This window comes from Asanoa ishikariensis, assembly GCF_900107455.1.
In the GTDB taxonomy this organism is placed as follows: Bacteria; Actinomycetota; Actinomycetes; order Mycobacteriales; family Micromonosporaceae; genus Asanoa; species Asanoa ishikariensis.
In genome coordinates this window covers 707,927-733,288 of record NZ_FNQB01000004.1, presented here as the reverse complement: position 1 = coordinate 733,288, position 25,362 = coordinate 707,927, and the positions used below count along the sequence as shown (strand labels likewise).

31 protein-coding genes are annotated in these 25,362 nt (G+C 71.4%); 18 read left to right on the top strand and 13 right to left on the bottom strand.

Going from position 1 to position 25,362, the window contains the following annotated elements; translation table 11 throughout:
- Nucleotides 1-19 precede the first annotated feature (19 nt).
- From BLV39_RS36075 to BLV39_RS36050, 6 genes are all read left to right on the top strand, one after another.
- Nucleotides 20-643 carry an SRPBCC family protein gene (locus BLV39_RS36075; protein ID WP_090802342.1) on the top strand — a complete coding sequence of 208 codons (624 nt, stop codon included), beginning with the start codon at nucleotides 20-22 and terminating at the stop codon, nucleotides 641-643.
- A gap of 19 nt (nucleotides 644-662) precedes the next feature.
- Nucleotides 663-1,121, top strand: a complete 459-nt coding sequence (locus tag BLV39_RS36070; protein WP_090802339.1) for a nuclear transport factor 2 family protein — start codon at nucleotides 663-665, stop codon at nucleotides 1,119-1,121.
- Nucleotides 1,122-1,162: 41 nt separating this feature from the next.
- Nucleotides 1,163-2,059, top strand: coding sequence for an NADP-dependent oxidoreductase (locus tag BLV39_RS36065; protein WP_090802336.1), 897 nt, complete (start codon nucleotides 1,163-1,165; stop codon nucleotides 2,057-2,059).
- A gap of 9 nt (nucleotides 2,060-2,068) precedes the next feature.
- Complete coding sequence (locus BLV39_RS36060) at nucleotides 2,069-2,449, top strand: VOC family protein (RefSeq protein ID WP_090802333.1); 381 nt, start codon at nucleotides 2,069-2,071, stop codon at nucleotides 2,447-2,449.
- Nucleotides 2,449-3,327, top strand: a complete 879-nt coding sequence (locus BLV39_RS36055; RefSeq protein WP_090802330.1) for an AraC family transcriptional regulator — start codon at nucleotides 2,449-2,451, stop codon at nucleotides 3,325-3,327. The genes BLV39_RS36060 and BLV39_RS36055 overlap by 1 nt, the downstream gene beginning before the upstream one ends.
- A gap of 72 nt (nucleotides 3,328-3,399) precedes the next feature.
- The gene (locus BLV39_RS36050) at nucleotides 3,400-4,482 is read left to right on the top strand and encodes an aldo/keto reductase (RefSeq protein WP_090802327.1); all 1,083 of its coding nucleotides are present in this window, start codon (nucleotides 3,400-3,402) and stop codon (nucleotides 4,480-4,482) included.
- Here the strand turns inward: BLV39_RS36050 and BLV39_RS36045 are convergent.
- The 3 genes from BLV39_RS36045 to BLV39_RS36035 are packed head-to-tail and all read right to left on the bottom strand — an operon-like array spanning nucleotide 4,479 to nucleotide 6,528.
- Nucleotides 4,479-5,471 carry an LLM class flavin-dependent oxidoreductase gene (locus BLV39_RS36045; RefSeq protein ID WP_090802325.1) on the bottom strand — a complete coding sequence of 331 codons (993 nt, stop codon included), beginning with the start codon at nucleotides 5,469-5,471 and terminating at the stop codon, nucleotides 4,479-4,481. The genes BLV39_RS36050 and BLV39_RS36045 overlap by 4 nt on opposite strands.
- Nucleotides 5,461-5,853, bottom strand: a complete 393-nt coding sequence (locus tag BLV39_RS36040) for an SCO5389 family protein (RefSeq protein ID WP_090802322.1) — start codon at nucleotides 5,851-5,853, stop codon at nucleotides 5,461-5,463. The genes BLV39_RS36045 and BLV39_RS36040 overlap by 11 nt, the downstream gene beginning before the upstream one ends.
- A gap of 57 nt (nucleotides 5,854-5,910) precedes the next feature.
- The gene (locus BLV39_RS36035; RefSeq protein WP_090802319.1) at nucleotides 5,911-6,528 is read right to left on the bottom strand and encodes a LysE family translocator; all 618 of its coding nucleotides are present in this window, start codon (nucleotides 6,526-6,528) and stop codon (nucleotides 5,911-5,913) included.
- A gap of 71 nt (nucleotides 6,529-6,599) precedes the next feature.
- Between BLV39_RS36035 and BLV39_RS36030 the strand changes: the two genes are divergently transcribed.
- Nucleotides 6,600-7,505, top strand: coding sequence for a LysR family transcriptional regulator (locus tag BLV39_RS36030; protein WP_090802316.1), 906 nt, complete (start codon nucleotides 6,600-6,602; stop codon nucleotides 7,503-7,505).
- Here the strand turns inward: BLV39_RS36030 and BLV39_RS36025 are convergent.
- From BLV39_RS36025 to BLV39_RS36015, 3 genes are all read right to left on the bottom strand, one after another.
- Nucleotides 7,499-8,152 carry a DUF6308 family protein gene (locus tag BLV39_RS36025; RefSeq protein ID WP_090802314.1) on the bottom strand — a complete coding sequence of 218 codons (654 nt, stop codon included), beginning with the start codon at nucleotides 8,150-8,152 and terminating at the stop codon, nucleotides 7,499-7,501. The genes BLV39_RS36030 and BLV39_RS36025 overlap by 7 nt on opposite strands.
- 76 nt (nucleotides 8,153-8,228) lie before the next feature.
- Nucleotides 8,229-8,951 (bottom strand): SDR family oxidoreductase, encoded by a 723-nt coding sequence (locus tag BLV39_RS36020; RefSeq protein WP_090802311.1) that lies wholly within the window; start codon nucleotides 8,949-8,951, stop codon nucleotides 8,229-8,231.
- 77 nt (nucleotides 8,952-9,028) lie between these two features.
- Nucleotides 9,029-9,685: a M23 family metallopeptidase gene (locus BLV39_RS36015; protein WP_090802308.1), complete on the bottom strand. Its 657-nt coding sequence runs from the start codon at nucleotides 9,683-9,685 to the stop codon at nucleotides 9,029-9,031.
- A 66-nt stretch (nucleotides 9,686-9,751) separates the two neighbouring features.
- Between BLV39_RS36015 and pgi the strand changes: the two genes are divergently transcribed.
- The 4 genes from pgi to BLV39_RS35995 all read left to right on the top strand — a co-directional run bounded on the left by pgi (nucleotide 9,752) and on the right by BLV39_RS35995 (nucleotide 14,218).
- Nucleotides 9,752-11,371, top strand: a complete 1,620-nt coding sequence (pgi, locus tag BLV39_RS36010) for a glucose-6-phosphate isomerase (protein ID WP_090802305.1) — start codon at nucleotides 9,752-9,754, stop codon at nucleotides 11,369-11,371.
- 82 nt (nucleotides 11,372-11,453) lie between these two features.
- Nucleotides 11,454-12,824 (top strand): glucose-6-phosphate dehydrogenase, encoded by a 1,371-nt coding sequence (gene zwf / locus BLV39_RS36005; protein ID WP_090802303.1) that lies wholly within the window; start codon nucleotides 11,454-11,456, stop codon nucleotides 12,822-12,824.
- Nucleotides 12,825-12,866: 42 nt separating this feature from the next.
- Nucleotides 12,867-13,199, top strand: a complete 333-nt coding sequence (locus tag BLV39_RS36000; RefSeq protein WP_090802887.1) for a PadR family transcriptional regulator — start codon at nucleotides 12,867-12,869, stop codon at nucleotides 13,197-13,199.
- Nucleotides 13,196-14,218 (top strand): hypothetical protein, encoded by a 1,023-nt coding sequence (locus BLV39_RS35995; protein ID WP_090802300.1) that lies wholly within the window; start codon nucleotides 13,196-13,198, stop codon nucleotides 14,216-14,218. Before BLV39_RS36000 ends, BLV39_RS35995 begins: the two co-directional genes overlap by 4 nt.
- A gap of 93 nt (nucleotides 14,219-14,311) precedes the next feature.
- On the opposite strand, the gene katG is transcribed toward BLV39_RS35995, so the two are convergent.
- From katG to BLV39_RS35980, 3 genes are all read right to left on the bottom strand, one after another.
- Nucleotides 14,312-16,468: a catalase/peroxidase HPI gene (katG, locus tag BLV39_RS35990; protein ID WP_090802297.1), complete on the bottom strand. Its 2,157-nt coding sequence runs from the start codon at nucleotides 16,466-16,468 to the stop codon at nucleotides 14,312-14,314.
- 105 nt (nucleotides 16,469-16,573) lie between these two features.
- Nucleotides 16,574-17,602, bottom strand: a complete 1,029-nt coding sequence (locus BLV39_RS35985; protein WP_143050035.1) for a hypothetical protein — start codon at nucleotides 17,600-17,602, stop codon at nucleotides 16,574-16,576.
- Between the two features lie 45 nt (nucleotides 17,603-17,647).
- On the bottom strand, nucleotides 17,648-17,947 hold the full coding sequence (locus tag BLV39_RS35980; protein WP_239083513.1) for a DUF1905 domain-containing protein: 300 nt from the start codon (nucleotides 17,945-17,947) through the stop codon (nucleotides 17,648-17,650).
- Nucleotides 17,948-18,043: 96 nt separating this feature from the next.
- Here BLV39_RS35980 and BLV39_RS35975 point away from each other — a divergent pair, with 96 nt between their 5' ends.
- Complete coding sequence (locus BLV39_RS35975) at nucleotides 18,044-18,787, top strand: SDR family oxidoreductase (RefSeq protein ID WP_090802289.1); 744 nt, start codon at nucleotides 18,044-18,046, stop codon at nucleotides 18,785-18,787.
- On the opposite strand, the gene BLV39_RS35970 is transcribed toward BLV39_RS35975, so the two are convergent.
- The 3 genes from BLV39_RS35970 to BLV39_RS35960 are packed head-to-tail and all read right to left on the bottom strand — an operon-like array spanning nucleotide 18,784 to nucleotide 20,355.
- On the bottom strand, nucleotides 18,784-19,137 hold the full coding sequence (locus BLV39_RS35970; protein WP_090802286.1) for a cupin domain-containing protein: 354 nt from the start codon (nucleotides 19,135-19,137) through the stop codon (nucleotides 18,784-18,786). The genes BLV39_RS35975 and BLV39_RS35970 overlap by 4 nt on opposite strands.
- Before the next feature lie 26 nt (nucleotides 19,138-19,163).
- A complete protein-coding gene (locus BLV39_RS35965; RefSeq protein WP_090802284.1) occupies nucleotides 19,164-19,799 on the bottom strand; it encodes a maleylpyruvate isomerase family mycothiol-dependent enzyme in 636 nt (211 codons plus the stop codon).
- Nucleotides 19,789-20,355, bottom strand: coding sequence for a TetR/AcrR family transcriptional regulator (locus BLV39_RS35960; protein WP_090802281.1), 567 nt, complete (start codon nucleotides 20,353-20,355; stop codon nucleotides 19,789-19,791). Before BLV39_RS35960 ends, BLV39_RS35965 begins: the two co-directional genes overlap by 11 nt.
- A gap of 128 nt (nucleotides 20,356-20,483) precedes the next feature.
- On the opposite strand from BLV39_RS35960, the gene BLV39_RS35955 reads away from it, so the two are divergent.
- The 4 genes from BLV39_RS35955 (at nucleotide 20,484) to BLV39_RS35945 (ending at nucleotide 23,067) form a co-directional block, all read left to right on the top strand.
- Nucleotides 20,484-21,044 (top strand): TetR/AcrR family transcriptional regulator, encoded by a 561-nt coding sequence (locus BLV39_RS35955; protein WP_204082682.1) that lies wholly within the window; start codon nucleotides 20,484-20,486, stop codon nucleotides 21,042-21,044.
- Between the two features lie 36 nt (nucleotides 21,045-21,080).
- The gene (locus BLV39_RS35950; protein WP_090802275.1) at nucleotides 21,081-22,151 is read left to right on the top strand and encodes a hypothetical protein; all 1,071 of its coding nucleotides are present in this window, start codon (nucleotides 21,081-21,083) and stop codon (nucleotides 22,149-22,151) included.
- Nucleotides 22,152-22,182: 31 nt separating this feature from the next.
- Nucleotides 22,183-22,341 (top strand): hypothetical protein, encoded by a 159-nt coding sequence (locus BLV39_RS43340; RefSeq protein ID WP_176985245.1) that lies wholly within the window; start codon nucleotides 22,183-22,185, stop codon nucleotides 22,339-22,341.
- 96 nt (nucleotides 22,342-22,437) lie between these two features.
- A complete protein-coding gene (locus BLV39_RS35945; RefSeq protein ID WP_090802272.1) occupies nucleotides 22,438-23,067 on the top strand; it encodes a maleylpyruvate isomerase family mycothiol-dependent enzyme in 630 nt (209 codons plus the stop codon).
- On the opposite strand, the gene BLV39_RS35940 is transcribed toward BLV39_RS35945, so the two are convergent.
- On the bottom strand, nucleotides 23,064-23,747 hold the full coding sequence (locus tag BLV39_RS35940) for an adenylate kinase (RefSeq protein WP_090802269.1): 684 nt from the start codon (nucleotides 23,745-23,747) through the stop codon (nucleotides 23,064-23,066). The genes BLV39_RS35945 and BLV39_RS35940 overlap by 4 nt on opposite strands.
- A gap of 137 nt (nucleotides 23,748-23,884) precedes the next feature.
- Between BLV39_RS35940 and BLV39_RS35935 the strand changes: the two genes are divergently transcribed.
- Nucleotides 23,885-24,415, top strand: a complete 531-nt coding sequence (locus tag BLV39_RS35935) for a carbonic anhydrase (RefSeq protein ID WP_090802266.1) — start codon at nucleotides 23,885-23,887, stop codon at nucleotides 24,413-24,415.
- Nucleotides 24,416-24,420: 5 nt separating this feature from the next.
- Nucleotides 24,421-25,239: an enoyl-CoA hydratase/isomerase family protein gene (locus BLV39_RS35930; protein WP_090802264.1), complete on the top strand. Its 819-nt coding sequence runs from the start codon at nucleotides 24,421-24,423 to the stop codon at nucleotides 25,237-25,239.
- Nucleotides 25,240-25,362: the final 123 nt, after the last annotated feature.

Here is a 25,362-nt window from a genome sequence, read left to right as displayed (position 1 = left end):
ACAGCGAGAGGACAGCCGCATGATCGACATCGCCAACCATCTCAAGGCGATCCACCGCGAGGTCGGGGTCGGCCCGGCCGAGGGCGGCGGCGAGGAGGTCTCCGTGGTCCTGCGCCGGACGTACGCGGCGCCGGTCGAGGACGTCTGGGACGCGCTGACCGACCCCGACCGGATCAAGCGCTGGTTCTACCCGCTCACCGGAGACCTGCGCGAAGGCGGCACCTTCCAGCTCGAGGGCAACGCCGGCGGCGAGATCCGGCACTGCGAAGCACCGCACCGGCTCACCGTCACCTTCGGCGGCCCGACCAGCGTGGTCCACCTGCGCCTGTCCCCCGGCACTGCCGACGACACCGAGCTCGAGCTGACGCACACCGTGCCGATCGAGATGGCCGGCAGCGGCGCCGGCGCCCTGTTCGTCGGCCCCGGCTGGGACGGCGCGCTGCTCGGCCTCGCGCTCTTCTTCGCCGGAGAGATCAACGGCGACCCGATCGCGTACGCCAACTCGCCCGAAGTCCGCGAGTTCTCCCGTGGCTCGGTCGACGCCTGGGAGGCCGTGGTCGCGGCGTCCGGCACCGCGACCGCCGACGAGACCGCGGCGGGCCGGCAGATGGCGCTGGCCCAGTTCGCTCCCGAGGAGTCCTAGCCGGGGTTACGGTCGGGGGATGACCGATCGACCCCCGCTGCCGCCGTTCGACCGGCCCTCGGCGATGGCCAAGGTGCAGGCCGCTGAAGACGCCTGGAACACCCGGGACCCGGAGAAGGTCTCGATGGCGTACACCACGGACTCGGTCTGGCGGAACCGTGACACCTTCCTCGTCGGGCGTCCGGCGATCGTCGACTTCCTGAGCGACAAGTGGTCCCGCGAGCTCGACTACGCGCTGCGCAAGAACCTGTGGGCGTTCACCGACGACCGGATCGCCGTACGCTTCCAGTACGAGTCGCACGACGGCACCGGGCAGTGGTGGCGCAGCTACGGCAACGAGCTGTGGGAGTTCGACGAGCACGGGCTGATGCGCCGCCGCGAGGCGAGCATCAACGACCTGCGGATCGACGAGTCGGAGCGGCGCATCTTCGGCCCGCGGCCGAAGGACTCGAACGAGCCGGACCTGCCCACGCAGTGACGCTTGACCTCAAGGCGGCTTGAGGTCACAGACTGCTTCGCATGCGTGCCGCTGCTTTCGACTCGCCCGGTGGTCCCGACGTGCTCCGCGTGTTCGAGCTGCCTGACCCGGTGCCGGCACCGGGTCAGGTGCTCGTCCGGATCCGCGCGGCCGGCGTCCAGCCGTACGACTGCGCGGTCCGGGCGGGCTGGCTCCCGGCCGGCGTGCCGCCCACGTTCCCGCGCATCCCCGGCAACGAGTTCGCCGGCGTGGTCGCCGCGCTCGGCCCGGGTGTGTCCGGTGTCGACGTCGGCGCCGAGGTGCTCGGCTTCGGTCAGCTCGGCGCGTACGCGGAACTGCTGGCGGTGCCGGCCGACCAGCTCGTCGCGAAGCCGGCCGCGATGCCGTGGGAGGTCGCGGGTGGCTTCTCGGCCGGTGCGCAGACGGCGCACATCGCGCTCGCGGAACTGGCGCCCAAACCCGGCGAGACGCTGCTCGTGCACGGCGCGGCGGGCGCGGTCGGCACGGTCGCCGTGCAACTCGCGGCGGCGGCGGGCGCCACGGTGGTCGGCACCGCCCGCCCGGAGAACCACGACTACCTGCGGGAGCTGGGCGCGATCCCGGTCGCGTACGGCGATGGTCTGGCCGACCGGGTGCGCGCGGCCGCGCCGGACGGCGTCGACGCCGCCTTGGACGGTGCCGGCGGCGCCGCCCTCGACGTCTCGCTCGACCTGGTGGCGGACCGCCGACGAATCCTGACCCTGGTCGACCACGGTCGCGCCGCCGACCTCGGCATCCGGGTCACTCCCCCGCTGCGCTCGGCCGCCCGCCTGGCCGAGCTCGTGCGGGCCGAGCTGCGCATCCACGTCCGCCGGACCTACCCGTTGGCGTCCGCCGCCGACGCCCACCGGGAGGTCGAGACCGGCCACGGGCGAGGCAAGGTCGTCATCACGGTCTAGCGTCTGGGCATGATCGGACGCCTGCACCACACGATCCTCGACTGCCCCGATCCGCACGCCGTCGCGCGGTTCTACAGCGCGCTGCTCGGCCTGCCGATCACGTACCAGGACGATGATTTCGCGGTTGTCGCCGTCTCGGACCGGACCTCGGGCCTCGCCTTCCAACGGGCGCCGGACAATCCGCCGTCGACCTGGCCGGACCCCGCGGTGCCGCAGCAGATCCACTTCGACGTGATGGTCGACGACCCGGCCGCCGCCGGAGCGGCGGTGCTCGCCCTGGGCGCCCGCAAGCTCGCCGGCGACGGCGTCTACGCCGATCCCGCCGGCCACCCGTTCTGTCTGATCCCACTGCCGGGCTGGGCCGACCCGGTGTGTGCTGAAATCGAATGATGCGACAGCTCGACGAGCTCCGGACCCTGCTGGCCCGGCACGCGCGGCCCGACTGGACGACCGCGATCGACGGTGTGCTGATCTCGAAGGTCGAACGGTCACTCCCGCCGTCGCCGTCGATGTCGGGCACGGTCCTCGCGGTCATCGCGCAGGGTGCGAAACGGCTGTCGCTGGGCGACCGGGTGTACGAGTACCACGCCGGCCAGTACCTGGTCGCCTCGGTCGACCTGCCCGTGACCGGCCACTTCGTCGACGCCAGCGCGGAGCGGCCGGCGCTCGGATTCGGGCTGGTCCTGCGCCCGGACGACATCGCCGAACTGCTGCTCGGCGCCGGACCGGGCGAGGTGCCGGCGGCGGCACCGCCCGGCATCGCGGTCAGCGACGCGCCCGACGAACTGCTCGACGCGGTGCTGCGCCTGGTCCGGTTGCTGGAGACGCCCCGCGACCGGGCCGTGCTCGCCCCGCTGGTGATCCGCGAGATCCTCTGGCGGCTGGTCACGGGCGAGCAGGGCGGCCTGGTCCGTCAGCTCGGCCTGCCGGACAGCGGGCTGCGGCACGTGGACCGGGCCGTGCGCTGGATCCGCGACAACTACGCGGAACCGTTCAAGGTCGAGGACGTCGCGCGGCTGGCCGGGATGAGCGTGTCCGCGTTCCACCGCAACTTCCAGACCGTCACGGCGATGAGCCCGATCCAGTTCCAGAAGCGGATCCGGCTGCACCAGGCCCGGCTGCTGCTGGCCACCGATCCGGGTGACATCGCCGGCGTCGGCGCGCGGGTCGGCTACGACAGCCCGTCCCAGTTCAGCCGCGAGTACCGGCGCGCGTTCGGTGCCCCGCCGAGCCAGCACGCCGGCCGCCTCGAAGCCGCCCTGCCGTAGAAAAGCAGGATCAGGCAAGACCTCGCGCCTAACGGTCTACGCCCGGCGCCGTGACGGCGGTGAACTGAAGGCATGGCACTCGACAACTACGTGACCCTCGGCCGATCCGGCCTCCGCGTCAGCCCGTTCGCGCTGGGCGCGATGACCTTCGGCAGCGACCCCGGTGGGGCCGGCTGCGACGTCGCGGAGTCGGAGAAGATCCTCGCGACCTACCTGGAGCGCGGCGGCAACTTCGTCGACACCGCCAACTTCTACACCAACGGCCACTCGGAGAAGATCCTCGGCGACTACCTCGCCGCCCGGCCCGGGCTGCGCGACCACGTCGTACTCGCCTCGAAGTTCTTCTTCAACATGTTCCCCGGCGACCCGAACGGCGGCGGCGCCGGACGCGGCTCGATCATCGCCCAGCTCCACGAGTCGTTGCGCCGGCTGCGCACCGACCACCTCGACGTGTACTGGATGCACAACTGGGACCGGCACACCCCGATCGACGAGACCATGCGCACGCTCGACGACCTGGTCCGCGCAGGCACGATCCGCTATGTCGGCTTCTCGAACACGCCGGCCTGGGTCACCGCGCAGGCGCAGACGATGGCGCAGTTGAAGGGCTGGACGCCGCTGGTCGCGCTCCAGGTCGAGTACTCGCTGCTGGCCCGCACCGTCGAGGGCGAGATCGGCCCGCTGGCCCTGGACCAGGGCATGGCCCTGGTGCCGTGGAGCCCGCTGCGCAACGGCTTCCTGTCCGGCAAGTACCGGCGCGGCGGTCAGGTCACCGACTCGGCCCGGTCGGCCTACGTCGGCGGCCCGAGCGACGCCGACTACGACGTGATCGAGGCGGTCACCGCGATCGCCGACGAGCTGGGCACCACCGCGGCCGCGGTGTCGCTGGCCTGGCTGCGCGCCCGCGAAGGCACCGTCGTCCCGATCATCGGCGCCCGCAAGGCGGGCCACCTGGAGGACAACCTCGCGGGCCTGACGGTGCGCCTCACCGACGAGCACCTGCGCACGCTGGACGAGGTGTCCACACCGGACCTGGACTACCCGGCACCGATGCACGGCGCACAGCAGGCGATGCTCCAGTTCGCCGGCACCACGGTGGACGGCCGCTCGTCCGAGGTCTACCCGCCGCTCCTGCAGAGCACCGTTCGCTACTAGCCCAGGGCCGCCGCGAGGGCCTCGATGTTCGCGGTCACCTCCGGCCGCGTCCCCGCCGCCTCCACCATGAGGAGCTGATGGTGTACGCCGGTGGCGGCGGCCGAGGCGGCGAGCCGGCGCCGGACCTCCGCCGCGTCACCCACGGCACCGATCTGGATCAGGTGCTCGGTGTACGCGGCGAGGTCCCGGTGCGCGGGCGGTGAACCGTCGACCCGCACGTACTCCCGGGTGCCGGCCAGCAGCGCCGGCAGCCGGGTGCGCACGAGCGCGGCGGCGTCCGCGCCGACCTGGGCGAGATGTGCGCTGGCGTGCGGCGCGAGGGCCGGGTCGTGCCCGTGCGCGGCCGCGACCCGGCGGTAGCGACCCAGCAGGTCCGCGTGCTCCGCGTCGGAGGCGTGCATCCCGAGCAGCACCGGCAGCCCGCGGGCGGCCGCCGCCTCCACCGTGGAGGGTGAGGTCGCCGCGACCCACACCGGCAGGGGACGGCGTGGCCGGGGCACGACGGCGACCGGGCGGAACCGGAACAGCGGGCCGTCGGCGCCGACCCTCGGTGCGCCGGAGAGCCAGGCCAGCAGCAGGTCGAGCGACTCCGGGAAGCCGGTGGTGAAGCGGTCCAGGCCCGTGCCGAACACCTCCAGGTCGACCCACGGGCCGCCGCGGGCGACGCCGAGTGCGAACCGCCCGCCGGAGACCTCGTCGAGCAGCACCGCCTCCTCCGCGAGCGCCACCGGGTGCCGGGTCGACAGCACGCAGGCGGCCGTGCCGACCCGGATCCGGCTGGTCGCACCCAACAGGTTCGCGGCGAGGGCGATCGCGGACGGGCACGTCCCGTACGAGATGAAATGGTGTTCGGCCAGAGCGACACCGGCGAACCCCAGCCGCTCGGCGGCCAGCGCGTAGCTGACCGCCGAGGCCAGGGTCTCCGCGTGGCTGGTGCCGGGGACACGCCCCGCGAGCAGGAAGAGGTGGGTCTGCGGCTCAGCAGTCACGCAGCTCGGGCGACTGGTTGAGGAGCTGGCCGCGCGCCGAGGTGAACCGCCGGTATCTCTCACCGCCGACCGCCGACGGGCGGAACGCGGCGACGCGGTGGCAGTTCTGGAACGCCAGCTTCACGCCGAAGTGCTGCTCCAGGCCGCTGCGGATGGCGTCGCTGGCCAGCGCGCGCAACAGTTGCCCACGCTCCTGTTCGGACGGTGGCGGAATGACGTTGTCGGCGAAGTCCGCGTCGCCGTGTGCCAGGTCGTCGACCACCCGACTGATCAGCTCCCAGGCGTACGGCAAGGACGAGCGGACGCACGCGACGAAGTCGGCGGCCGCCACCTCACCTCGTTCGGCTTCGGCGAGCAGGTGGGGCGAGACGGTGAGCGACACAGCGATCTCCCTTCGGACGGTATCCGCACGAATACTATTAGTGATCGCCGTCGATTTCTAGAGACCCGTTGCCACTGCGGCGCCGATGCAGATCAGGGTGCAGCCGGTGACCACCTGGAGGCGCCAATGCATCGCCGGGCGGGCGACGAGCGCGCGGCCTCGGTCGACGGCCCAGGTGAACAGCAGGTACCAGGCACCGGTGACGAGCGCCCAGAGCACACCGAGGCCGACGCTGGAGAGGAAGACAGGACCCTCGTCGGTGAGGAACTGTGGCAGCAGCGAGATCGCGAAGACGCCGGCCTTCGGGTTGCCCAGGTTCGTCGCGAGACCGGCCGCGAACGCGCGGCCGTAACCGGTCGTGGGCGCGGCGACGAGACTGGCCGCGACCGGTCGGCGCAGGCTCCACAGGGTGCTCACGCCGAGGCCCGCGAGCAGCACGCCGCCCGCGATCCGGACGCCGGCGTACGCGTGCGGGTTGGCCAGCAGCACCGCGGAGAGCCCGGCCGCCGCGGCCGTGGTCCAGACCACCAGCCCGGTGCAGGTGCCGGCCACGCTGGCCCAGGCGCGGCGGCGACCGCCCTCGATGGTCTGCCGGAGCATCAGCGCCTGGCCCGCGCCGGGCAGCATCGCGAGCAGCCAGGTGGTGACGACGAAGACGGGCACGCGGGTCGGCATGCCTTCAGGTTGCCGCCAGCGCACGCCTCAACAGAAGTAAAGGTTCCATGGCTCAGCAGTAAGATTGCTTAATGCGCCTGGATCCGGGGCAGCTCCGGCTGCTCGCCCTGATCGACCGGCACGGCTCGCTGTCGGCCGCGGCGGGCGCCCTCGGGATCACCGCGGCCGCCGTGACTCAGCAGGTCGCCCGGACGGAGCGGGCCTGCGGCGCCTCGCTGGTGCGGCGCGGCCCCCGGGGTGCGTCACTGACGTCGGCCGGCGCCCTGCTCGCGGCGCACGGCCAGGTGATCGACGAGCAGACCCGGGAGGCCGGCGCGGGGCTGGCGGCGCTGCTCGGCGAGCTGTCGCTGCGGCTGCGGATCGGCGGGTTCCAGGCCGCCGCGCTGCGGCTGCTGCCGCCGGCGCTGACCGCCCTGCGGCACCGGCACCCCGACGCCGACCTCTCCGTCGTCGACATCGGCTCCGAGGAGGGCATCCCCCTGGTCGCGGCCGGCGACCTCGACCTCGCGGTGATCGCCGCCTGGGACGAGGTGCTGACGGCGCCCGAGCACGTCCGGCTGCACCCGCTGCTGACCGACCCGATGGTCGTGGTGCTGCCCGAGGACCACCCGCTGGCCGCCGGCACCGGGCCGCTGCGACTCGAACGGCTCCGCGACGAGGCCTGGGTCACGATCATCGCCGGGCACGCGGCCCGGGCCCAGTTCGACCGCGCCACGGCCGCCGCCGGGTTCACCCCGCGGGTGCGGTTCCAGACGGCGTCGTACGACGTGGCCCAGGCCCTGGTCGGCACCGGCATCGGCGTCGCCCTGGTGTCGCGGCTGACGCTCGGCCTCGCGCCGGGCACCGTCCACCGCGAACTGGCGCGGGGTGGCCTGCATCGGCGGATCTACGCGGCGACCCTCACCGACACCACCCCCACGCCGCTGGTCGACGCGTTCCTGCACCTCCTGCACGACGTGGTGCGAGACCTTCAGTGACGAACCACCGACCAGGCCAGGATGTCGAGCAGCCGGACGTCGCTGAGCTGCCCGCCGTCCCCGGTCTCCCGCAGCGCTGTCCGCAGGGCCGCCAGGGCCTCCTCGGCCTGGAGCAGGTCGAGCCGGATCGCGGCCCAGTAGGCGCGCCGCACGGCCCGCTTGTCGCGCCGCGCGTCTTCGAGGTCCCGCGCCGCCAGCCGGGCCGGCAGGTGATAGAGCCGCAGCATCCGGCGGTCGAGGATCGGAAAGAGCCCGGGCCGGGTCAGATGCAGGCACTTGCTGATCTTCGCGTGGTCGACGCCCCGTGGCCGGTCGCGGTAGAAGTGCGCGTACAGCCGCTCCGCGTTGTCGTAGTCGCCGCCCGCCACCTCCGGGTCGGCGTCACGCAGCAGCGCCCCGGCGGCCACGTGGTGCCACGGTGCGTCGGGCGACCGGTCGAGCAGCCACCGCTGCTGTGCGTAGCTGATCCGGCTGTTCAGCAGCCAGCTCGCCCGCACGACGTCGGGCGTCAGTGTCTCCTGCTCACCGGCTAGCCCGTCGTAGCGCCGCAGTGTGGTGGCGTGGTCGCGGCAGTACGCCGACACCACCGCCAACGGCTCCAGGACCTTCCAACCGGCAACCTCGATCGGTGGTACGTGTGCACTCACGGCTGCACCCCTCGACGAACCGACAGGTCGCCGACCACGATCCCGGGCGTGAGCCGCCGAGGCAATGTCCAACTTTTCAGCTGACGAACTGCTGGCCGCCGTCGATGTCGTAGGTCGCTCCCGTCAGGGCGGTGTTGGCCATGAGGTGCACGGCGAGCGCGGCGACGTCGGCCGGGCCGACCACGCGGCCGATCGGCAGGGTCGCCCGCAGCTCGGCCCGGCGCGCGTCGAGCTGGTCACCGAGCAGCGTGGCCGACAGCGGGGTGTCGACGAACCCGGCCGCGATGAGGTTGGCCCGCACGGGCGCGATCTCCAGCGCGAGAGCGGCGACGAACGGCGGCAGCACCGCCGTGGCCGCCGACGCGATGCCGAGCTCACGGCTGATCTTCCGGCCGCCGGTGCCGCCCATGAACAGCAGCGAGCCGCCCGGCCGCATCCTAGGGACTGCGTTGCGCGCGACCTCGATGGCCACCAGCACGTGGTCGCTGAGCGCCCGGCTCACGTCGGCGGGCGCCATCTCCAGCATGGGGCCGTAGCGCGGACCGCCGGCGGTGACCAGCACGTGGTCGAACGGATCCGGCAGGTCGTGGAAGAACGCGGCCAGCGCAGCCGGGTCGGTGGCGTCGAAGGCCGCGGTGCGCTGCGACCCGACCTCACGGGCGGCCCGCTCCAGCCGGCCCGGATCACGGCCGGCGATCACCACGTCGGCGCCCTCGGCGGCGGCCCGGCGGGCGGTCTCCAGGCCGATGCCCGCACTCCCGCCGATCACGACGACGGTCTGACCAGCCAGCTCTGCCATACACCCGATTCTTGGCCAAGAAAGGGTCCCTTGTTAACGCTTTCCGCAGCGCAAGGGACCCTTCTTAACAGCGGGCGTCATAGCGCCTCGACGACCTCGCGCTCGTTGGGGATGCCTTCCGCCACGTCGACCGGTCGCGCGCCGCGGCGCCGCCAGGCACGGTAGGACCGGAAGGCGATGGGCAGCCCGCGGGCGATGTACGCGTCGGGTCCGTCCATCACCTGGATGTGTACGTGCGGCTGGGTGGAGTTGCCGGAGTTGCCGCAGGACCCGAGCTCATCGCCGGCCGCGACCACGTCGTCGACCCTCACCCGCAGCGAGCCCTTACGCAGGTGGGCCAGCAGCACGTGGCCGCCGTCGACCTCGAGCACCACGTGGTTGCCGGCGATCGCGCCGGCGCCGGCCCGCGCCCGCCGCGCCTGGGTCAGCAGGTAGGGCACCTTGGCCACCAGCGACCGGCGGGCCTCCTCGTCGGACCGGCCGTCGAAGACCGCCACCACCCGGCCGGCCGCCGGCGCGAGGACGGGCTCGTCGAAGGCGAAGAACCGCTCCACCGGCTCGGTGCCGACCAGCGCGCGCCAGTCGCGGACGTGGGCCGTGCGGCGGTTACGGACAGCGATGAAGTCCATAGCGTACGTCGTGGCGAACAGGTCGGTGCCGTGGCTCGGCACCCGGCGCGCCGGGCTGTTGCGGGCCAGCCAGGTGCCGCGGAACGGCAACGTGAGCACGACCATGATCCGTGATCCTATCGGCTGACGGCCGGTAACATCTGGGGTGAATCGGACCCTGTTGGAGGAAGCATGTCGCTGCGTGAGCGCGCCGCCTGGAAGGCCCTCGCCGCACACCACGCCGAGATCGGCGGGAAGCATCTGCGAGAGCTTTTCGCGGAGGACCCGTCGCGCGGGGAACGACTGAGCGCCGAGGCCGCCGGGCTCTACCTCGACTACTCCAAGAACCGCGTGACCGACGAGACGCTGCGGCTGCTGGTCCAGCTCGCCCGCGAGTGCGAGCTCGAAGAGCAGCGCGACCTGATGTTCTCCGGCGCGCCGATCAACACCTCCGAGCACCGCTCCGTGCTGCACGTGGCGCTGCGGATGCCGAAGACCGCCCCCCTCGTGGTCGACGGGGTCGACGTGGTCGCGCAGGTGCACGGGGAGCTCGACCGGATGGCCGCGTTCGCCGACCGGATCCGCTCCGGGCAGTGGCGCGGGCACACCGGCAAGCCCATCCGCGCCATCGTCAACGTGGGCATCGGCGGCTCGGACCTCGGACCGGTGATGGCGTACGAGGCGTTGCGCCACTACACCCAGCGCGACCTGACGTTCCGGTTCGTGTCCAACGTGGACTCCACCGACTTCGTGGAGGCGACCCGCGACCTGAACGCCGAGGAGACGCTGTTCATCATCTCCTCCAAGACCTTCGGCACGCTGGAGACCCTGACCAACGCCCACTCCGCCCGCGACTGGGTGGTCGGCCAGCTCGGCGACGAGGCCGCGGTCGCCAAGCACTTCGTCGCGGTGTCCACCAACGCCGACCGGGTCGCCGAGTTCGGCATCGACACCGCCAACATGTTCGGCTTCTGGGACTGGGTCGGCGGTCGCTACTCGATGGACTCCGCGATCGGTCTGTCCACGATGCTCGCCGTCGGGCCGGAGGGCTTCGCCGAGCTGCTGGCCGGGTTCCACGAGATGGACGAGCACTTCCGCACCGCACCGCTGGGCGAGAACCTGCCGGCGCTGATGGGCCTGCTGACCGTCTGGTACGTGAACTTCTTCAACGTGCAGAGCGTCGGCGTGATGCCGTACGAGCAATATCTCAAGCGCTTCCCGGCCTACCTGCAGCAGCTCACCATGGAGTCCAACGGCAAGCACGTCACCCGCGACGGCCGCCCGATCGACTACGACACCGGCCCCGTCTACTGGGGCGAGCCGGGCACCAACGGCCAGCACAGCTTCTACCAGCTTCTCCACCAGGGCACCCGGCTCATCCCGGTCGACCTGATCGGGTTCGGCCAGACCCTCAACCCGCTCCGCGACCACCACGACCTGCTCTCGTCCAACGTGTTCGCACAGGCGCAGGCGTTGGCCTTCGGCAAGACCGAGGAGGAGGTACGGGCCGAGGGCACCGCGGCCGACGTCGTGCCGCACCGGGTCATGGAGGGCAACCGGCCGAGCAACGTGCTGCTGGCGGAGCGGCTCACGCCGCGGGTGCTCGGCGCCCTGGTGGCGCTCTACGAGCACAGCGTCTTCACCCAGGGCACGATCTGGGGCATCGACTCCTTCGACCAGTGGGGCGTCGAGCTCGGCAAGGTGCTCGCAGCCAAGATCATTCCGGAGCTGACCGGCGCCGCGGCTCCGAACCCCGAGCACGACTCGTCGACCCGGGAGCTGATCCGCCGCTACCTCGCGCTGAAGGGCTGATCGGCCCAAACGGCGCCGCGGCGCCCCCCGTGCGGGCGAGAATGAGCGTGACTCGGTCGGCGGGGGGCGAGGAGGAGCGCGGGTGGGCACAGCGGACGCTCTGGTCTTCTTCGGCGCCACCGGCGACCTCGCGTACAAGCAGATCTTCCCTGCCCTCGCGGGCCTGACGTCCCAGGGCCGGCTGGACATGCCGGTGATCGGGGTCGCGAAGGCCGGCTGGAACCGGGACCAGTTGGCCCAGCGTGCCCGCGCCAGCCTCGCGGACGCGGGTGTCACCGACGAGGCGACCTTGGGGCGCCTCGTCGACCGGCTCCGGTACGTCGACGGCGACTATCGCGACCCTGCCACGTTCCAGGCGCTGAAGACGGAGTTGGGATCCGCCAAGGCGCCCCTGTTCTACCTGGCCATCCCACCGGCGATGTTCGGCACGGTCGCGACGGCGCTCCACGAGTCCGGCTGCGCGACCGGCGGCCGGGTGGTCGTGGAGAAGCCGTTCGGTCGCGACCTGGCCGAGGCGCGCGAGCTGAACACGCTCCTGAGCGGGATCTTCCCCGAGGACGCGATCTACCGGATCGACCACTTCCTCGGCAAGGACGCCGTCCTGGGACTGCTCTACTTCCGCTTCGCCAACGCCCTGCTCGAGCCGTTCTGGAACCGCTTCTACGTGGACTCCGTGCAGATCACGATGGCGGAGACGTTCGGCGTCAGCGACCGGGGCGCCTTCTACGACAAGACCGGTGTGGTCCGCGACGTCGTGCAGAACCACCTCCTCCAGGTGCTGAGCCTGGTGGCGATGGAGCCACCCGGCGGGTACGGCCACCAGGACATCCGGGTCGAGAAGACCAAGGTGCTCCGGGCGATGCCGCCGCTGCGCCACAACGACGTGGTCCGCGGCCAGTTCTCCGGTTACCTGTCCGTAGACGGCGTGGCACCCGACTCCACTGTGGAGACCTTCGTCGCGCTGCGCGCCCACGTCGACACGTGGCGGTGGGCCGGAGTGCCGTTCTTCATCCGGGCGGGCAAGGAGCTGCCGGTCACGGCGACTGAGGTCGTGGTCCGGCTGCGCCGGCCACCGGCGGCGTTGGCCTCGACCGACCGTGACCAGCCGCCGAACTACGTGCGGTTCAAGCTCGGCCCGGACGGCGCGATCTGCCTCGGCGTCATGGTCAAGGCCCAGGGCGAGGCCATGCGCGGCACCGCCGTCGAGCTCGCCGCGATGGACCGGCCGGCGTCGGCGGACCTGCCGCCGTACGAGCGGCTGCTGGGCGACGCCCTGATGGGCGACGCGTCGCTGTTCACCACCGAGCAGGGCGTGGAAGCGGCGTGGGCGGTCGTCGAGCCGATCATCGACGAGTCGTCGGCACCACTCCCCTACGCGCCCGGCACCTGGGGCCCGGACCAGGCGAGCGCCCTGACCGCCAGCCACGGCGGCTGGCACGACCCCGCGAGCTAACCCTCGATATATACCGCGAGCCGATATATGCTCTCGGGCATGATGACGGAACCGACGTTCCTCGTCCTCACCGCGCTGGCCGCGACACCACAGCACGGCTACGGCGTGGTCGAGGACGTGCTGCGCATCTCCGACGGCCGCGTGCGGCTGCGCGCCGGCACGCTCTACGGCGTGCTCGACCGGTTGCGCGTCGACGGACTCATCGAGGTCGACCACGAAGAGGTCGTCCAGTCCCGGCTGCGCCGCTACTACCGGCTGACCGGTGTGGGCGCCCAGGCGCTGGCCGAGGAGACCACCCGGATGCGGCGCAACGCCACCGCGGCCGCCACCCGGCTGCGCCGCAGCGGCCTGCTGCCGAAGGAAGGGCTGGCATGAGCCTGGAGCAGCGCTACCGGCGGCTGCTGGTGTGGTACCCGTGGTCCCACCGCCGCGTCTACGAGGAGGAGATGCTCGCGGTGCTGGTCGCCGGCGCCCGGCCCGGCCAGCGCCGGCCGACCCTCGGCGAGACCGCCAACCTCGTCGCGTCGGGGTTGCGCTACCGCGCCGGAGCGGCCTCGTCCGCCCTGACCGCACCGGCCTGGCAGGACGCCGCGGCGGTGTTCGGCCTGCTCGCCGCGCTGGTGCTGCTGTCCCAACGGATCGCCCGGCTGCTCGACCCGTTCGGCTTCGACAACGCTCATCTCTGGATTCGCGCCGCGGGCTGGGCAGCGGTCGTGCTGGCGATCGTCGTCGGCCGGCGACTTCCGGCCGCCGCGCTGGCCTGGGCCGCCGTCGTCTACGAGGCGGTGCTGGTAGCCCGTTCCTACGAGACGGACCCTGTCGGTGCGGTCAACCTGTTCTGGCCGGTAGCGCTCGGCGCGGTCGCCGCCGGCGCGCTCGTCCTGCCGGCTCCCCACCGGCACGCACTGACGGTGTTGCGGTTGCCCCGGCTCGCGGCCTTCGCAGGGGCCCTGACCGTGCTGCAGGCCATCCCGGTCTACAACCACTGGCAGCAGAGGAACACGTGGTACGACCTCCAGTCCACACAAGTCTATGTCGCCTGGGGCATGGAACACTCGTCCGACGCGGTGCTGACGACATTGTTGGCCATCCTCGCCCTGGCGGTCCTGACGGCGGGCCTCGCGGCACTGACGCTGCCGGCGACGGTTCGCTGGCGACTGGTCGTGCTCGCGGCCCCGGTCGTCACCCTCGTGGCGACGGTCAAACTGACCCTGAGCGGTTGGGCCTATTCCAACAGTTGGATCGGGCACCCGATCTACCTGGTTCCGATCCAATGGACCCTGCTCGTCGTCGTGCCGCTGGCCACACTCGCCCTCGGCATCGCCCTGGCACAGTGGCGCGACCAGTCGGTCCGGTTGATAGCCCTGGGCCGGGCCGCGGACCGCGAGGGCTGACGCCCAACCTTCGCGGCGCTCGGCACCGACCGAGCCCACACCTATGAGAGAGGCGCCGTGCGAGCTCGCACGGCGCCTCTTTCGCGAAGAACGTCAGGCGACGTCGTACCGGTCCAGGTTCATGACCTTGACCCAGGCGGCGACGAAGTCGGACACGAACTTCTCCTCCGCGTCGTCGCACGCGTAGACCTCGGCCAGCGCGCGCAGCACCGAGTTGGAGCCGAAGATCAGGTCGGCCCGGGTGGCCGTCCACTTCGGTGCGTCGGTGACCGTGTCGCGGCCCTCGAACGTCTCCTCGTCCTCCGACGGCGTCCACGTCGTGCCGCCGAAGTCGACCAGGTTGACGAAGAAGTCGTTGGTCAGCGCGCCCGGACGGTCGGTGAGCACACCGTGCGTCGACTGCCCGGCGTTGGCGCCCAGCACCCGCAGGCCGCCCACCAGCACGGTCAGCTCGGGCGCGGTCAGCGAGAGCAGCTGCGCCCGGTCGACCAGCAACTGCTCGGTCGGCCGCTGCTGGCCCTTGCCGAGGTAGCTGCGGAAACCGTCAGCGGTCGGCTCCAGGACGGCGAACGACTCGATGTCGGTCTGCTCCTGGGTGGCGTCCGTGCGACCCGGCGTGAACGGCACCACGACCTCCTGGCCGGCGGCCCGTGCGGCCCGCTCGACGCCGGCGCCACCCGCGAGCACGACCAGGTCGGCGATCGAGATCCGCTTGCCGCCGGTCTGCGCGGCGTTGAACTCCCGCGCGATGCCTTCCAGCGTGCCGAGCACCCGGGCGAGCTGGGCGGGGTCGTTGACCTCCCACTCGCGCTGCGGCGCGAGCCGGATGCGGCCGCCGTTGGCGCCACCGCGCTTGTCGGTCGCGCGGAACGTCGACGCCGAGGCCCAGGCGGTGCCGACGAGCTCGGCGACCGTCAGGTCGGAGGCGAGGACGGCCTCCTTCAGCGCCGCGATGTCAGCCGCGGAGACCAGCTCGTGGTCGAGGGCCGGCACCCGGTCCTGCCAGAGCTGCGGCTCGGCGGGCACCTCGGCGCCCAGGTAGAGCTGGATCGGGCCCATGTCGCGGTGGGTCAGCTTGAACCACGCCTTGGCGAACGCGTCCGCGAACTCCTGCGGGTTCTCGTAGAACCGCCGCGAGATCTCCTCGTAGATCGGGTCGACGCGCAACGCGAGGTCGGTGGTCAGCATCATCGGCGCGTGGCGCTTGGCCGGGTCGTGCGCGTCGGGGACGAGGTCGCCGGCGGCCGGGTCGGTGGGCTCCCACTGCTTGGCGCCGGCGGGGCTCTCGGTGAGCTGCCACTCGAAGCTGAACAGCGTCTCGAAGAAGGTGTTGTCCCAGGTGGTCGGCGTGGCCGTCCAGGCGCCCTCGAGGCCGCTGGTGATGGCGTCGGCGCCGTGACCGGTGCCGTGGGCGTTCTTCCACCCGAGGCCCTGCTGCTCGATCGCCGCGCCCTCGGGCTCGATGCCGACCTTGTGCGCGGGGCCGGCGCCGTGCGCCTTGCCGAAGGTGTGTCCGCCGGCGATGAGGGCGACGGTCTCCTCGTCGTTCATCGCCATCCGGCTGAAGGTGTCGCGGATGTCGCGGGCGGCCGCGAGCGCGTCCGGGTTGCCGTTCGGGCCCTCGGGGTTGACGTAGATCAGGCCCATCTGGACCGCGGCGAGGGGGTTGGAGAGCTGGCGGTTGCCGCTGTAGCGGGCGTCACCGAGCCAGGTGTCCTCCGTACCCCAGTTGATCTGCTCCGGCTCCCAGACGTCCTCGCGACCGCCGGCGAAGCCGAACGTCTTGAAGCCCATGGACTCGAGTGCGCAGTTGCCGGCCAGCACCATCAGGTCGGCCCAGGAGACCGACTTGCCGTACTTCTTCTTGACTGGCCACAGCAGCCGCCGCGCCTTGTCCAGGTTGCCGTTGTCGGGCCAGCTGTTCAGCGGCGCGAAACGCTGCTCGCCGGAACCGGCACCGCCGCGGCCGTCGCTGACCCGGTAGGTGCCGGCGCTGTGCCAGGCCATCCGGATGAACAGCGGGCCGTAGTGCCCGTAGTCCGCCGGCCACCAGTCCTGCGACGTCGTCATGACCTCGTTGATGTCGGTCTTGAGCGCGGCGAGGTCGACGGTCTTGAACGCGGCGGCGTAGTCGAAGCTCCCGCCCATCGGGTGACCCGCCGGCGGGTTCTGGTGGAGGACGGTCAGGTCCAGCAGGTTCGGCCACCAGTCGCGGTTCGACCTCGCCTGGGCCTGGTTATCACGTGCCACGTTGCTCTCCTCGAGATCAAAAAGGTGCCGGGGAAAGTCTGGACACTTTTCTGGATTGAGTCAAGAAAGGCGCGGTGTGGTTCTGACTGCGCGTAGTGGCACTGGTCACGAATGGGCGACGGCCGCGACCGTTCGAGGAGCGTCGACCGCCTGGCGTACGACCAGCGCGCGCTCCATGATCAGAAACAGCCAGCCGATCAGGAGCCCGGTCACGACGCCCGTCAAGGCGTACAGCGTGTCGGAGTCGGCGGCATTGACGGGGACGTTGCCGCCGAGGGCGGTGAACCACGACGGCACCGGCACCAGGTAGGCGGTGATCAACACGATGAACAGCACCAGGGCGGGATAGAGCACCAGCGGGACCAGCAGCTTGGGCAACTGCTTCAGCCACGCCAGCGCACCGCGCGGCACCGCACCGGTCAGCAGGGCCACTCCGGTCAGTTGCACGGTGCCGAGCAGCATCATCGATCCGAGCTGGCTGCCGGGCTCCAGCACCCGGGCCAGGGTCAGCCCGCCGGCAGCCGCGACCGCGACCACACCTGTCGTGACCCGGTGCATGGTCTCCAGGTCCGGGGCCGCGGCCAGCGCGAGGCCCAGCGTCAGCACCGTGAGCAGCGCACCGAGCGTCACAGCGGCCGGCGTCAGCGCCGCCTCTGTGTCGGTCGGCGACTCGATGCCGGCGACCAGCGGGGCCAGCGCGGCGCTGACCGCCGCACCCAGCACGAGGGGCCGGTGGTCCGGCTCGTCGCCACGGGTCCGGCGGCGCACGACGAGAATCGCCGCCAGCGCCGCGGCCGCCGCGGCCACGGACAGCACCACCGCGGCCACGTCACCCCGGACATCGGACCGGTTGAGGAGCAGATCGGCGCCGATCCAGGCCGCGCCGACCGCCAAGGCGGCCCAGCGCGCCAGCCGGCCTCCGCGCCCGGCGAGCAGCACCGCCAGCACGATCGCGACGACCGCGCAGAACCGCAGATCGCGAGCCCAGTACGTGTTGTTCTCCGCGTACGAGAACAGCACCAGCTCGCCGGACCGTTCGGTCAACGGCTGCCAGAACGCCAGGTCAATTCCCCAGAAAACCGCCGCACCGACCGCACATCCGACAGCCACCACGTCCCGCCAGCCCACCCGCATGACGAAACGGTAAACCATTTCCGATCTTCATACGTGCGGCGCGCGTCAGGTAAGGCGCTCCGCGAGGACGACCGTGACCGTGGCGCCGGCCTCCTTGCCGATCGCTTTGCGGACCTCGGCCTTGACCGGGAGTTTGTGCCGGCCGTCGCCCATCGCCATGAACGAGCTCTGGAACGGGTGCCCGTCGATGGTGCCGCGCACCTTCACCAGACCCCGTGTGCCGAAGAAGCCCACCGACTCCGGCCAGACCACATAGGTGTGTCCGCCCTTGGCCGGGCTCTTCACCAACATCGCGGAGAACTGCCTGTCGAGCTCTCCACCCTGCTCACCTCGGGTACCAACCACAACAGCAGTATCCACCGCGATCACGCGCGGTCACAGCACATCCACCGTCCGGGTAACTCCTCGCTACGATGGAGATTCCGAACGGGGGTGGTCCGGATGAAGATCGACGTCATCGGCGGGACCGGGATGATCGGTTCCAAAGTGGTGACACTGCTGCGGGAGCAGGGCCACGAGGTGGTCGCCGCGGCACCGAACACCGGGGTGAACACACTGACCGGCGAGGGCCTGGCCGAGGCGCTGGACGGCGCGACGGTGGTGGTCGACGTGTCGAACTCGCGGTCGTTCGACGCAGACGCGGCGCTGGAGTTCTTCGAGACCTCCATGGGCAACCTGCGCAGTGCCGAGACAGCAGCGGGGGTACGTCACCACGTGGCGCTGTCGGTCGTCGGCGCCGACCGGATGCTCGACAGTGGATACATGCGGGCCAAGGTCGCGCAGGAGCGGATGATCAGCGAGTCGGACGTGCCGTACACGGTGGTGCGGTCCACCCAGTTCTTCGAGTTCCTGAACGCCATGACCGACGCCGCGACCGACGGCGCCACCGTGCACCTGGCACCGGTCGCGTTCCGGCCGATCGCCGGCGACGACACGGCCCGCACGGTGGCCGAGGTGGCATTGGGCAAGCCGGTCAACGGCGTCGTCGAGGTGGCCGGCCCCGAACAGGCCCGGTTCGACGAGGTGATCCGGTCGAACCTTCCCGCCGACGACCCGCGCGAGGTGCTGGCCGACCCGACCGCCGACTACTTCGGTGCCGTGCTGGCTCAGAACTCGCTCGTGCCCGGCCCTGGTGCCCGGATCGCCGACACGCGCCTGGCCGACTGGCGCGCCACACACTCCTAGCCGCGTTTGGCGTAGTCGCCGATCTCGCCGAAGTCGACCATCACACAGGCCTCGTCGCCGATCACCTCGGCGTCGTGGCCCGGCTCGACGGCCAGCAGGTCGCCCGGGCCGAACTCCAGCGTCTGACCGGCGTCCGTCATGATCCGCATCCGGCCGGACAGGACGTAGCCGAGGTGCGAGGTCTGGCACGTTGGTGTGCCGGCGATCGGCCCCAGGTTGGTCGTCCAGCGCCAACCGGGCTCGAACGTGCCCCGGCTGACCGGCCGCCCGGCAATCGAGACGAGCTCGGCGAAACCGTTGCCCTCGAACATCCGCTTCTCGTCGGGCTTGTCGAAGGTTCTGCGCTCCATGGCAACCTCCTCCGTCGTTTTCGACGCTACTCGGCGGGGATGCGGGCGCGCAGGGCATCCGCACCCGCACCGGTGAGCCCCCGCAGCCCCGCCCGTCGCCCGGTCATCAGCAGCAGGATGTCGATGGCGGGACCCTCGACCACCGGCCCGGAACCGGCGCGGAACGCGGTGTCGGTGGCGGCGAACTCGAGCCCCCGCAGGCCTTTCATGGCCCGGAACAACCACGGGCGTGACCAGATCCGGGCGGCTGCCGCGGCGGCCGCGTGCGCCGGCACGTCGTGCCGGCGACCCAGCGGAGTCATGATGTCCTGACTGTGCACCACGACATCGATGAGGGCCTCGTTGTCGGTCATGACCGGCACGTGCCGGCGCGAGCCGATGTGGCCACGTATCTCCGCGATCAGCGCGGCGGTCGGCTCGGCCGCCTTGGCGTCGATGGCCAGCCGGTTCGCCCGGGCGACGTTGCCCCGGGCACGGACCACCCCGACAAGCGCGGCACCGAGCGTCATGTGCTGCTGCGTGAGGTGCGCGGCGACGTCCCGCACCGTCCACTCAGTACACAGCGACGGCTCCCGCCATTCCGCGTCGGACAGCTCTTCGAGTTGGTCCGTCAGCGCGCGACGCTGGTCGTCCACGACGCGCCACAGTTCGTCACGGTCCATCGGTGCCTCCCAGCAACGCCTCCACGAGCGGTGTCAGCCGTCCGGCAGGGTCGAAGTACGGGTCGGGGTTGGCCAGTTCGTGCAGGATCAGGCCGCTGTACGCGTTCATCAGGATCGGCGCGTCCCGCTCGGCGTCGGTCGACCCGGCCACCCGCAGCCACGTGGTGAACCAGGCGTCGACCCGCCTGCCGGCCGCCAGCAGCGGCGCGCGCAACGCCGGGTGGTGCGCGGCCTCGACCAGGATGACGTAGCGGGCAAGCGTGAGCGTCCGGTGTGGACCGACGGCGGCAAGGGCCACGGTGGCCATCACCGCGGCGAGCTCGGCCGGTGACCCCGGTGTGTCCCGCGCCGCGAGGTCGTCCCAGGCGGCCTTCTCCCGCTCGGCGAACCGCTCGACCACCGCGCCGAGCAGGGCGTCGCGGGTGCGGAACAGGTTGGACGTGGCGCCGGCGGGCAGGCCGGCCCCGGCGTCGACCGCGCGGTGGGTGACGGCGCGGACCCCGCCGGTGCCGAGCAGGGCGATTGCGGCGTCGAGGACCTCGGTGCGACGGCTCACCCCGTCAGACTACGTCCGTAGTGCGATCGACTACAAGCGTAGTGCCGCTGATACGCTCGGCCAGGCAAGATACGAAACGTTCCCTAGAGGCCGGAATGACCCCGAGACGCAGACGCGGCGAAGAGCTTGTGAGCGCCATTCACAAGGCGGTCCTCGCCGAGGTAGCCGAGCACGGCTACGCCGGCACCACCTATGACGGCGTGGCGGCCCGGGCGGGCACCAGCAAACCCGTCCTCTACCGGCGCTGGCCCACCAAGGCGGCCATGGTCCTGGACGCGTCGCTCGAGGCCAGCCCCGGCCTGACGCTGCCGCCGGACACCGGCAGCCTTTCCGGGGACCTCAAGGCGTTCCTGCGCACCGCACAGTCCATGATGGAGCGCGCCGGACGGCAGACGCTGCTGAGTCTCCTGGCCGAGCTCGACCGCTCCGCCGGCGAGTCGCTGCGCGACCTGCTGTTCGCCCGGGGCGCCGACATCATCGAACCGCTGCTGGACCGCGCGCGGGCGCGCGGCGAGCTCGGCGACTCCCCCTTGCCACCGCGGGTGATCACGCTCGCCCTGAATCTCGTCCGCCACGAGGTCGTCATCGTCGGCGCATTGACGGAGGAAACGCTCGACATCATCGTCGACGAGATCGCCGTGCCGTTACTCACTTCCCGCAGCTTGCGAGGCACTCCCGGGTCGGCTTAGATACGATCCGTATCTAAGCGTGGAGGTAGTCGAAGCATGGCGTTGTTCGCTCCAGGAGGCCCGGGACCGACCGAGCACAGCACGGCCCGGAAGATGGCGGTGACCGTCGGTGGCCTGCTGATAGTCATGGTCATCCTGTTGACGGCCTTCGCCTTACCGGGCGTCAACACGGCGGTCAAAGACGTGCCGGTCGCCGCCACCGGCACCGGCCCGGCCGCGGTGCGGCTCAAGGCGACGCTCGACCGGGCCGCTCCCGGCGCGTTCGACGTCAGCCTGGTCGGCTCCGCGGAAGCGTCCGAGCGCAAGATCCTCGACCGCGACGTGTACGGCGCGTTCATCGTCGACGACGACGGCCTGACCCTGGACACCGCCTCGGCCGCCAGTTCCGCCGTCGCCACCTCCCTCACCCAGGTGGCCCAACAACTCGGCGCGGCGATGAAGCTCCCCGTGACCGTGCACGACCTCCGACCGCTGACCACCGACGACCCCAAGGGGCTCGGGCTGGCGGCCGGGGCGCTGCCGATCGCCCTCGGTGGCTGGCTGGCCGCGATGGGGATCATCGCCCTGGTCGTCGGTGCCTGGCAACGCCTCATCGCGGCCGCCGCGTTCGGCGTCGCCGGCGGGTTCGTACTCAGCGGAACGCTCTTCGCCATCGGCACCTTCGACACCAACTACTGGGCGACCTCCGCCGCGGCCGCGCTGGGTCTGGCCGCCACGTGCTACTTCGTCCTGGGCTTCGAGCGGCTGCTGCGCGGTGGCGGCATCGCCATCGCCGCACTGACCCTGATCCTGCTGGGCAACCCGCTGTCCGGCCAGGCCAGCGCGCCGGAGATGCTGCCCCACCCCTGGGGCACACTCGGCCAGTTCCTGCCGCCCGGCGCGACCGGCACCCTGCTCCGCAACGTCTCGTTCTTCGACGGCGCCGCCATCGCGCGACCCATCGTCGTACTCGTGGCATGGGCGGTCCTGGGTCTGGTTGCCTATTACCTCGCCGGCCGCCGGCACAAGAGGCGCACGCCGTTCGACCTCCACCTGGACGACGCCGACGAGCCCGCCCCCGTCGGCCGTCACCATCGCCGGGAGATCGGCGAGAGCCTGCCCGCGTGAGGAGGGACATTTCGCGGGTAGGTGCAACACCATGAGTGAACCCGAGGAAAGCTACGAGAAGACCTCGAAAACGGACGACATCCTGCTCAAGCCCATCCTCAAGGACCTCAACCACCTCAAGGACGACGAGGACCTAGAGCAGCCACGCCGGACCCGCAAGAAGGACGCACCCGACGACCGCAAGCGCTGATTTCGGGACCTGGGCCGCCGCCCGGGTGTGACACGATCGGGCACGGCGCGGCCGAAGCCTCGGCGTGGCCCTCGTGACCACCGGCTGGAGGACTCCATGGCTGGCACGCTCTGGCCCGCCGTCCACGCGGAGCGCGCCGCTCTCGCTGCGGACCTCGCCGGCCTCGACGACAAGCAGTGGGCCCACCCGACCCTCTGCGGCGACTGGGTGGTCGAAGAGGTCGTCGCCCACCTGACCGCGGGCGCGCGCATCAACATGGCGCGCTGGCTGGTCAGCATCGTGGGTGCCCGGTTCAACGCCGACCTGCACAACCAGCGCCGGATGGCCGAGCATCGCGGCGCGACGCCCGCGGAGACCCTGGAGCTGTTCCGCCAGGTGAGCACCAGCACCACGGCGCCGACCCGGGACACCGCCGCCTGGCTGGGTGAGGTCGTCGTCCACGGCGAGGACATCCGCCGGCCGCTCGGGCTGTCGTACACGCCGCCGGTGGCGACCGTCACCGAGGTCGCGCGGTTCTTCGCCAGTCGCGACTTCACGGTCTCCGGCAAGACGATGGCCAAGGGCCTGCGCCTGGAAGCGACGGACGGGCCGTTCGCGACCGGCACCGGCCAGGTGGTGAGCGGGACGACGCTCGCACTGACGATGGCCATGGCCGGCCGCGCGGTCTACGCCGATGAGCTGACCGGCCCCGGGGCACCGATCCTGCGCGAGCGCTGCGCCTCCTAGGGAGTCGGGGCGGGAAGCTCGCCGAAGGCCGCGCCGAGGCCGCTGAGGTCGACGGCGCGCCTGGGCTGGTCGGGCGAACGGTGCACGAAGGACCGCATGACCTCCAGCGCGGCGAGGATCTCGCGGCCGACCTGGTCCGCCGGGCGCATGGCGTCGACGGTGACGAAGATGCCGCGGTCGCCGTACCAGGCCACGATGGGGTGGGTCAGCTCGTGGTAGACCCGCAGCCGGCGGCGGATGGTCTCCTCGGTGTCGTCGGACCGGCCTTCGAGGGCGGCGCGCGCCAACAGCCGCCGTTCGAGCTCCCGGTCGTCGGCCTTGAGGTGCAGGGCCACGTCCGCGGTCATGCCGAGCTCCAGGCCGATCTGGTACGTGGCCCGCGCCTGCGCCATGGTGCGGGGCACGCCGTCGAGCACGTACCCGCCACCGGTCGCGGCCGCGTCGGCCAGTGCCTCACGGACCATGTCCAGCACGATCTCGTCCGGCACGAGCTCGCCCTGGTCGAGGTGTGCCTGGACCGCCTGGCCCAGCGGTGTCCGGCGCGCCACGTGGTCCCGCAGCAGATCGCCGGTGGCGATGTGCGGTATGCCGAAATGCGTGGCGATGACCGCGCCCTGCGTTCCTTTGCCGGCACCCGGTGGTGCGACCATCAGCACCCGCATCATTGGCCCCTTCGTCATGCCTAACGCCCGCACCAGTATCCCTCGCGCACGCGTGCTGACCAGGTGTGATTACGGCCACTAAAAAGAGCACTCATTCTGTTTGTGCCGACCTCGTTACGATCGAGAACGACACCCTGGACGATCAGGAGTCTGTTGTGATCGACACTGACGAACTGGTCCGGCGGAACGCCGCGTTCGCCGCAGGCGAAGCGTTCGCCGACGTCCCACTCCGGTCCGCCGGCGCGCTGCGCCTCATCGGTTGCGTCGACCCGCGGGTCGACCCCGCCCACGTCCTCGGTCTCCACAACACCGAGGCCGTGGTCATGCGCAACGTCGGCGGCCGCGTCACACCCGAGGCACTGCGTTCGTGGGCGATGCTGGCGAAGGTGGCCCAGGCACGCGGCGCCGGGCTCCCCCGGGCCGGCGGGCACCTGGTGGTGCTCCACCACACCGACTGCGGGATAACGGATCTGGCCGCCTTCCCGGATCTGCTGGCCGAGTACTTCGAGATCCCGGCCGCCGAGCTGCCCGCGAAGGCGGTCCTCGACCCGTACACCTCGGTCAGGCTCGACGTCGACCTCATGAAGCAGGCCCTTCCGCCCGGGATCGCAGTGTCCGGCCTCGTCTACGACGTCCACACAGGACTGATCGAGGTGGTCGTCCCGCCCGTCCAGCCCGAGGGGTGATCCGTATGGCACAGATCGACATCACGAAGGAGTCGCAATCGTTCTGGCGCGCCTCGTTCGACAACCCACCGGTCAACGTCTTCGGCGCACAAATGATCATCGAGATGCGCGCGCTGCTCGATGCCGCCGAGAACGACCCGGACCTGGCCGTGATCGTGTTCGAGAGCGCGATTCCGGACTACTTCATCGCGCACTGGGACCTGGCCGATGACCTGTCCGCCCTGGCGAACCAGCCGCCGGCACCGACCGGACAGCAGCCCTTCGTCGACATCTGCGTGCGCGTGAGCAGGCTGCCCGTACTGACGATCAGCAAGATCCGGGGCCGGGCGCGCGGGGCCGGCAGCGAGTTCCTGCTGGCGACCGACATCCGTTTCGCCAGCCGGGAACGCACCCTGATCGGCCAGTTCGAAATGGGCGCGGGCAGCGTCCCACCGGGCGGCGGAGCGCCGGCGCGCCTGCCGCGGCTCGTCGGTCGCGGCCGCGCCCTGGAGATCCTCGCCGGCGCCGAGGACTTCGACGGCGATTTGGCCGAACGCTACGGCTACGTCAACCGCGCCGTCCCCGACGCGGACCTCGACGGCTTCGTCACCGCTTTCGCCAGCCGCGTGGCGACGTTCGACCGTGAGGTGCTGGCCGAGCTCAAGGGCTGGGTCGACGCCATCACCCTGCCCGACGACGCCGAGTTCCCACCCCAGTCCGCCGCCTTCGCCGGCCGCATCGGTGGTCCGCGATACCAGACCTGGGCGGAGCACGCCTTCGCCGCCGGCCTGCAACAACCGGGCGACCTCGAGGAACGCCTCGGCACCCGTTCCGTCGCGTACTAAGAAGCACGCTCGGCCCGAAGATCGGTCAATACGAACTAATCAGGTCTCGGGTACGTGGAGCGCTCTCCGACATCGATACTCTTCCACTCATGAATTCACGCTCAATGAGTGGTTGGGGGCCGT

What these genes read in the sequence shown, in the direction of transcription:
- BLV39_RS36075 (WP_090802342.1), top strand. Translation starts at nt 20, where the DNA reads ATGATCGACATCGCCAACCATCTCAAGGCGATCCACCGCGAGGTCGGG.
- BLV39_RS36070 (WP_090802339.1), top strand. Translation starts at nt 663, where the DNA reads ATGACCGATCGACCCCCGCTGCCGCCGTTCGACCGGCCCTCGGCGATG.
- BLV39_RS36065 (WP_090802336.1), top strand. Translation starts at nt 1,163, where the DNA reads ATGCGTGCCGCTGCTTTCGACTCGCCCGGTGGTCCCGACGTGCTCCGC.
- BLV39_RS36060 (WP_090802333.1), top strand. Translation starts at nt 2,069, where the DNA reads ATGATCGGACGCCTGCACCACACGATCCTCGACTGCCCCGATCCGCAC.
- BLV39_RS36055 (WP_090802330.1), top strand. Translation starts at nt 2,449, where the DNA reads ATGCGACAGCTCGACGAGCTCCGGACCCTGCTGGCCCGGCACGCGCGG.
- BLV39_RS36050 (WP_090802327.1), top strand. Translation starts at nt 3,400, where the DNA reads ATGGCACTCGACAACTACGTGACCCTCGGCCGATCCGGCCTCCGCGTC.
- BLV39_RS36035 (WP_090802319.1), bottom strand. Translation starts at nt 6,528, where the DNA reads ATGCCGACCCGCGTGCCCGTCTTCGTCGTCACCACCTGGCTGCTCGCG.
- BLV39_RS36030 (WP_090802316.1), top strand. Translation starts at nt 6,600, where the DNA reads ATGCGCCTGGATCCGGGGCAGCTCCGGCTGCTCGCCCTGATCGACCGG.
- BLV39_RS36020 (WP_090802311.1), bottom strand. Translation starts at nt 8,951, where the DNA reads ATGGCAGAGCTGGCTGGTCAGACCGTCGTCGTGATCGGCGGGAGTGCG.
- BLV39_RS36015 (WP_090802308.1), bottom strand. Translation starts at nt 9,685, where the DNA reads ATGGTCGTGCTCACGTTGCCGTTCCGCGGCACCTGGCTGGCCCGCAAC.
- pgi (WP_090802305.1), top strand. Translation starts at nt 9,752, where the DNA reads ATGTCGCTGCGTGAGCGCGCCGCCTGGAAGGCCCTCGCCGCACACCAC.
- BLV39_RS36000 (WP_090802887.1), top strand. Translation starts at nt 12,867, where the DNA reads ATGACGGAACCGACGTTCCTCGTCCTCACCGCGCTGGCCGCGACACCA.
- BLV39_RS35995 (WP_090802300.1), top strand. Translation starts at nt 13,196, where the DNA reads ATGAGCCTGGAGCAGCGCTACCGGCGGCTGCTGGTGTGGTACCCGTGG.
- BLV39_RS35985 (WP_143050035.1), bottom strand. Translation starts at nt 17,602, where the DNA reads ATGCGGGTGGGCTGGCGGGACGTGGTGGCTGTCGGATGTGCGGTCGGT.
- BLV39_RS35975 (WP_090802289.1), top strand. Translation starts at nt 18,044, where the DNA reads ATGAAGATCGACGTCATCGGCGGGACCGGGATGATCGGTTCCAAAGTG.
- BLV39_RS35970 (WP_090802286.1), bottom strand. Translation starts at nt 19,137, where the DNA reads ATGGAGCGCAGAACCTTCGACAAGCCCGACGAGAAGCGGATGTTCGAG.
- BLV39_RS35965 (WP_090802284.1), bottom strand. Translation starts at nt 19,799, where the DNA reads ATGGACCGTGACGAACTGTGGCGCGTCGTGGACGACCAGCGTCGCGCG.
- BLV39_RS35950 (WP_090802275.1), top strand. Translation starts at nt 21,081, where the DNA reads ATGGCGTTGTTCGCTCCAGGAGGCCCGGGACCGACCGAGCACAGCACG.
- BLV39_RS43340 (WP_176985245.1), top strand. Translation starts at nt 22,183, where the DNA reads ATGAGTGAACCCGAGGAAAGCTACGAGAAGACCTCGAAAACGGACGAC.
- BLV39_RS35945 (WP_090802272.1), top strand. Translation starts at nt 22,438, where the DNA reads ATGGCTGGCACGCTCTGGCCCGCCGTCCACGCGGAGCGCGCCGCTCTC.
- BLV39_RS35940 (WP_090802269.1), bottom strand. Translation starts at nt 23,747, where the DNA reads ATGACGAAGGGGCCAATGATGCGGGTGCTGATGGTCGCACCACCGGGT.
- BLV39_RS35930 (WP_090802264.1), top strand. Translation starts at nt 24,421, where the DNA reads ATGGCACAGATCGACATCACGAAGGAGTCGCAATCGTTCTGGCGCGCC.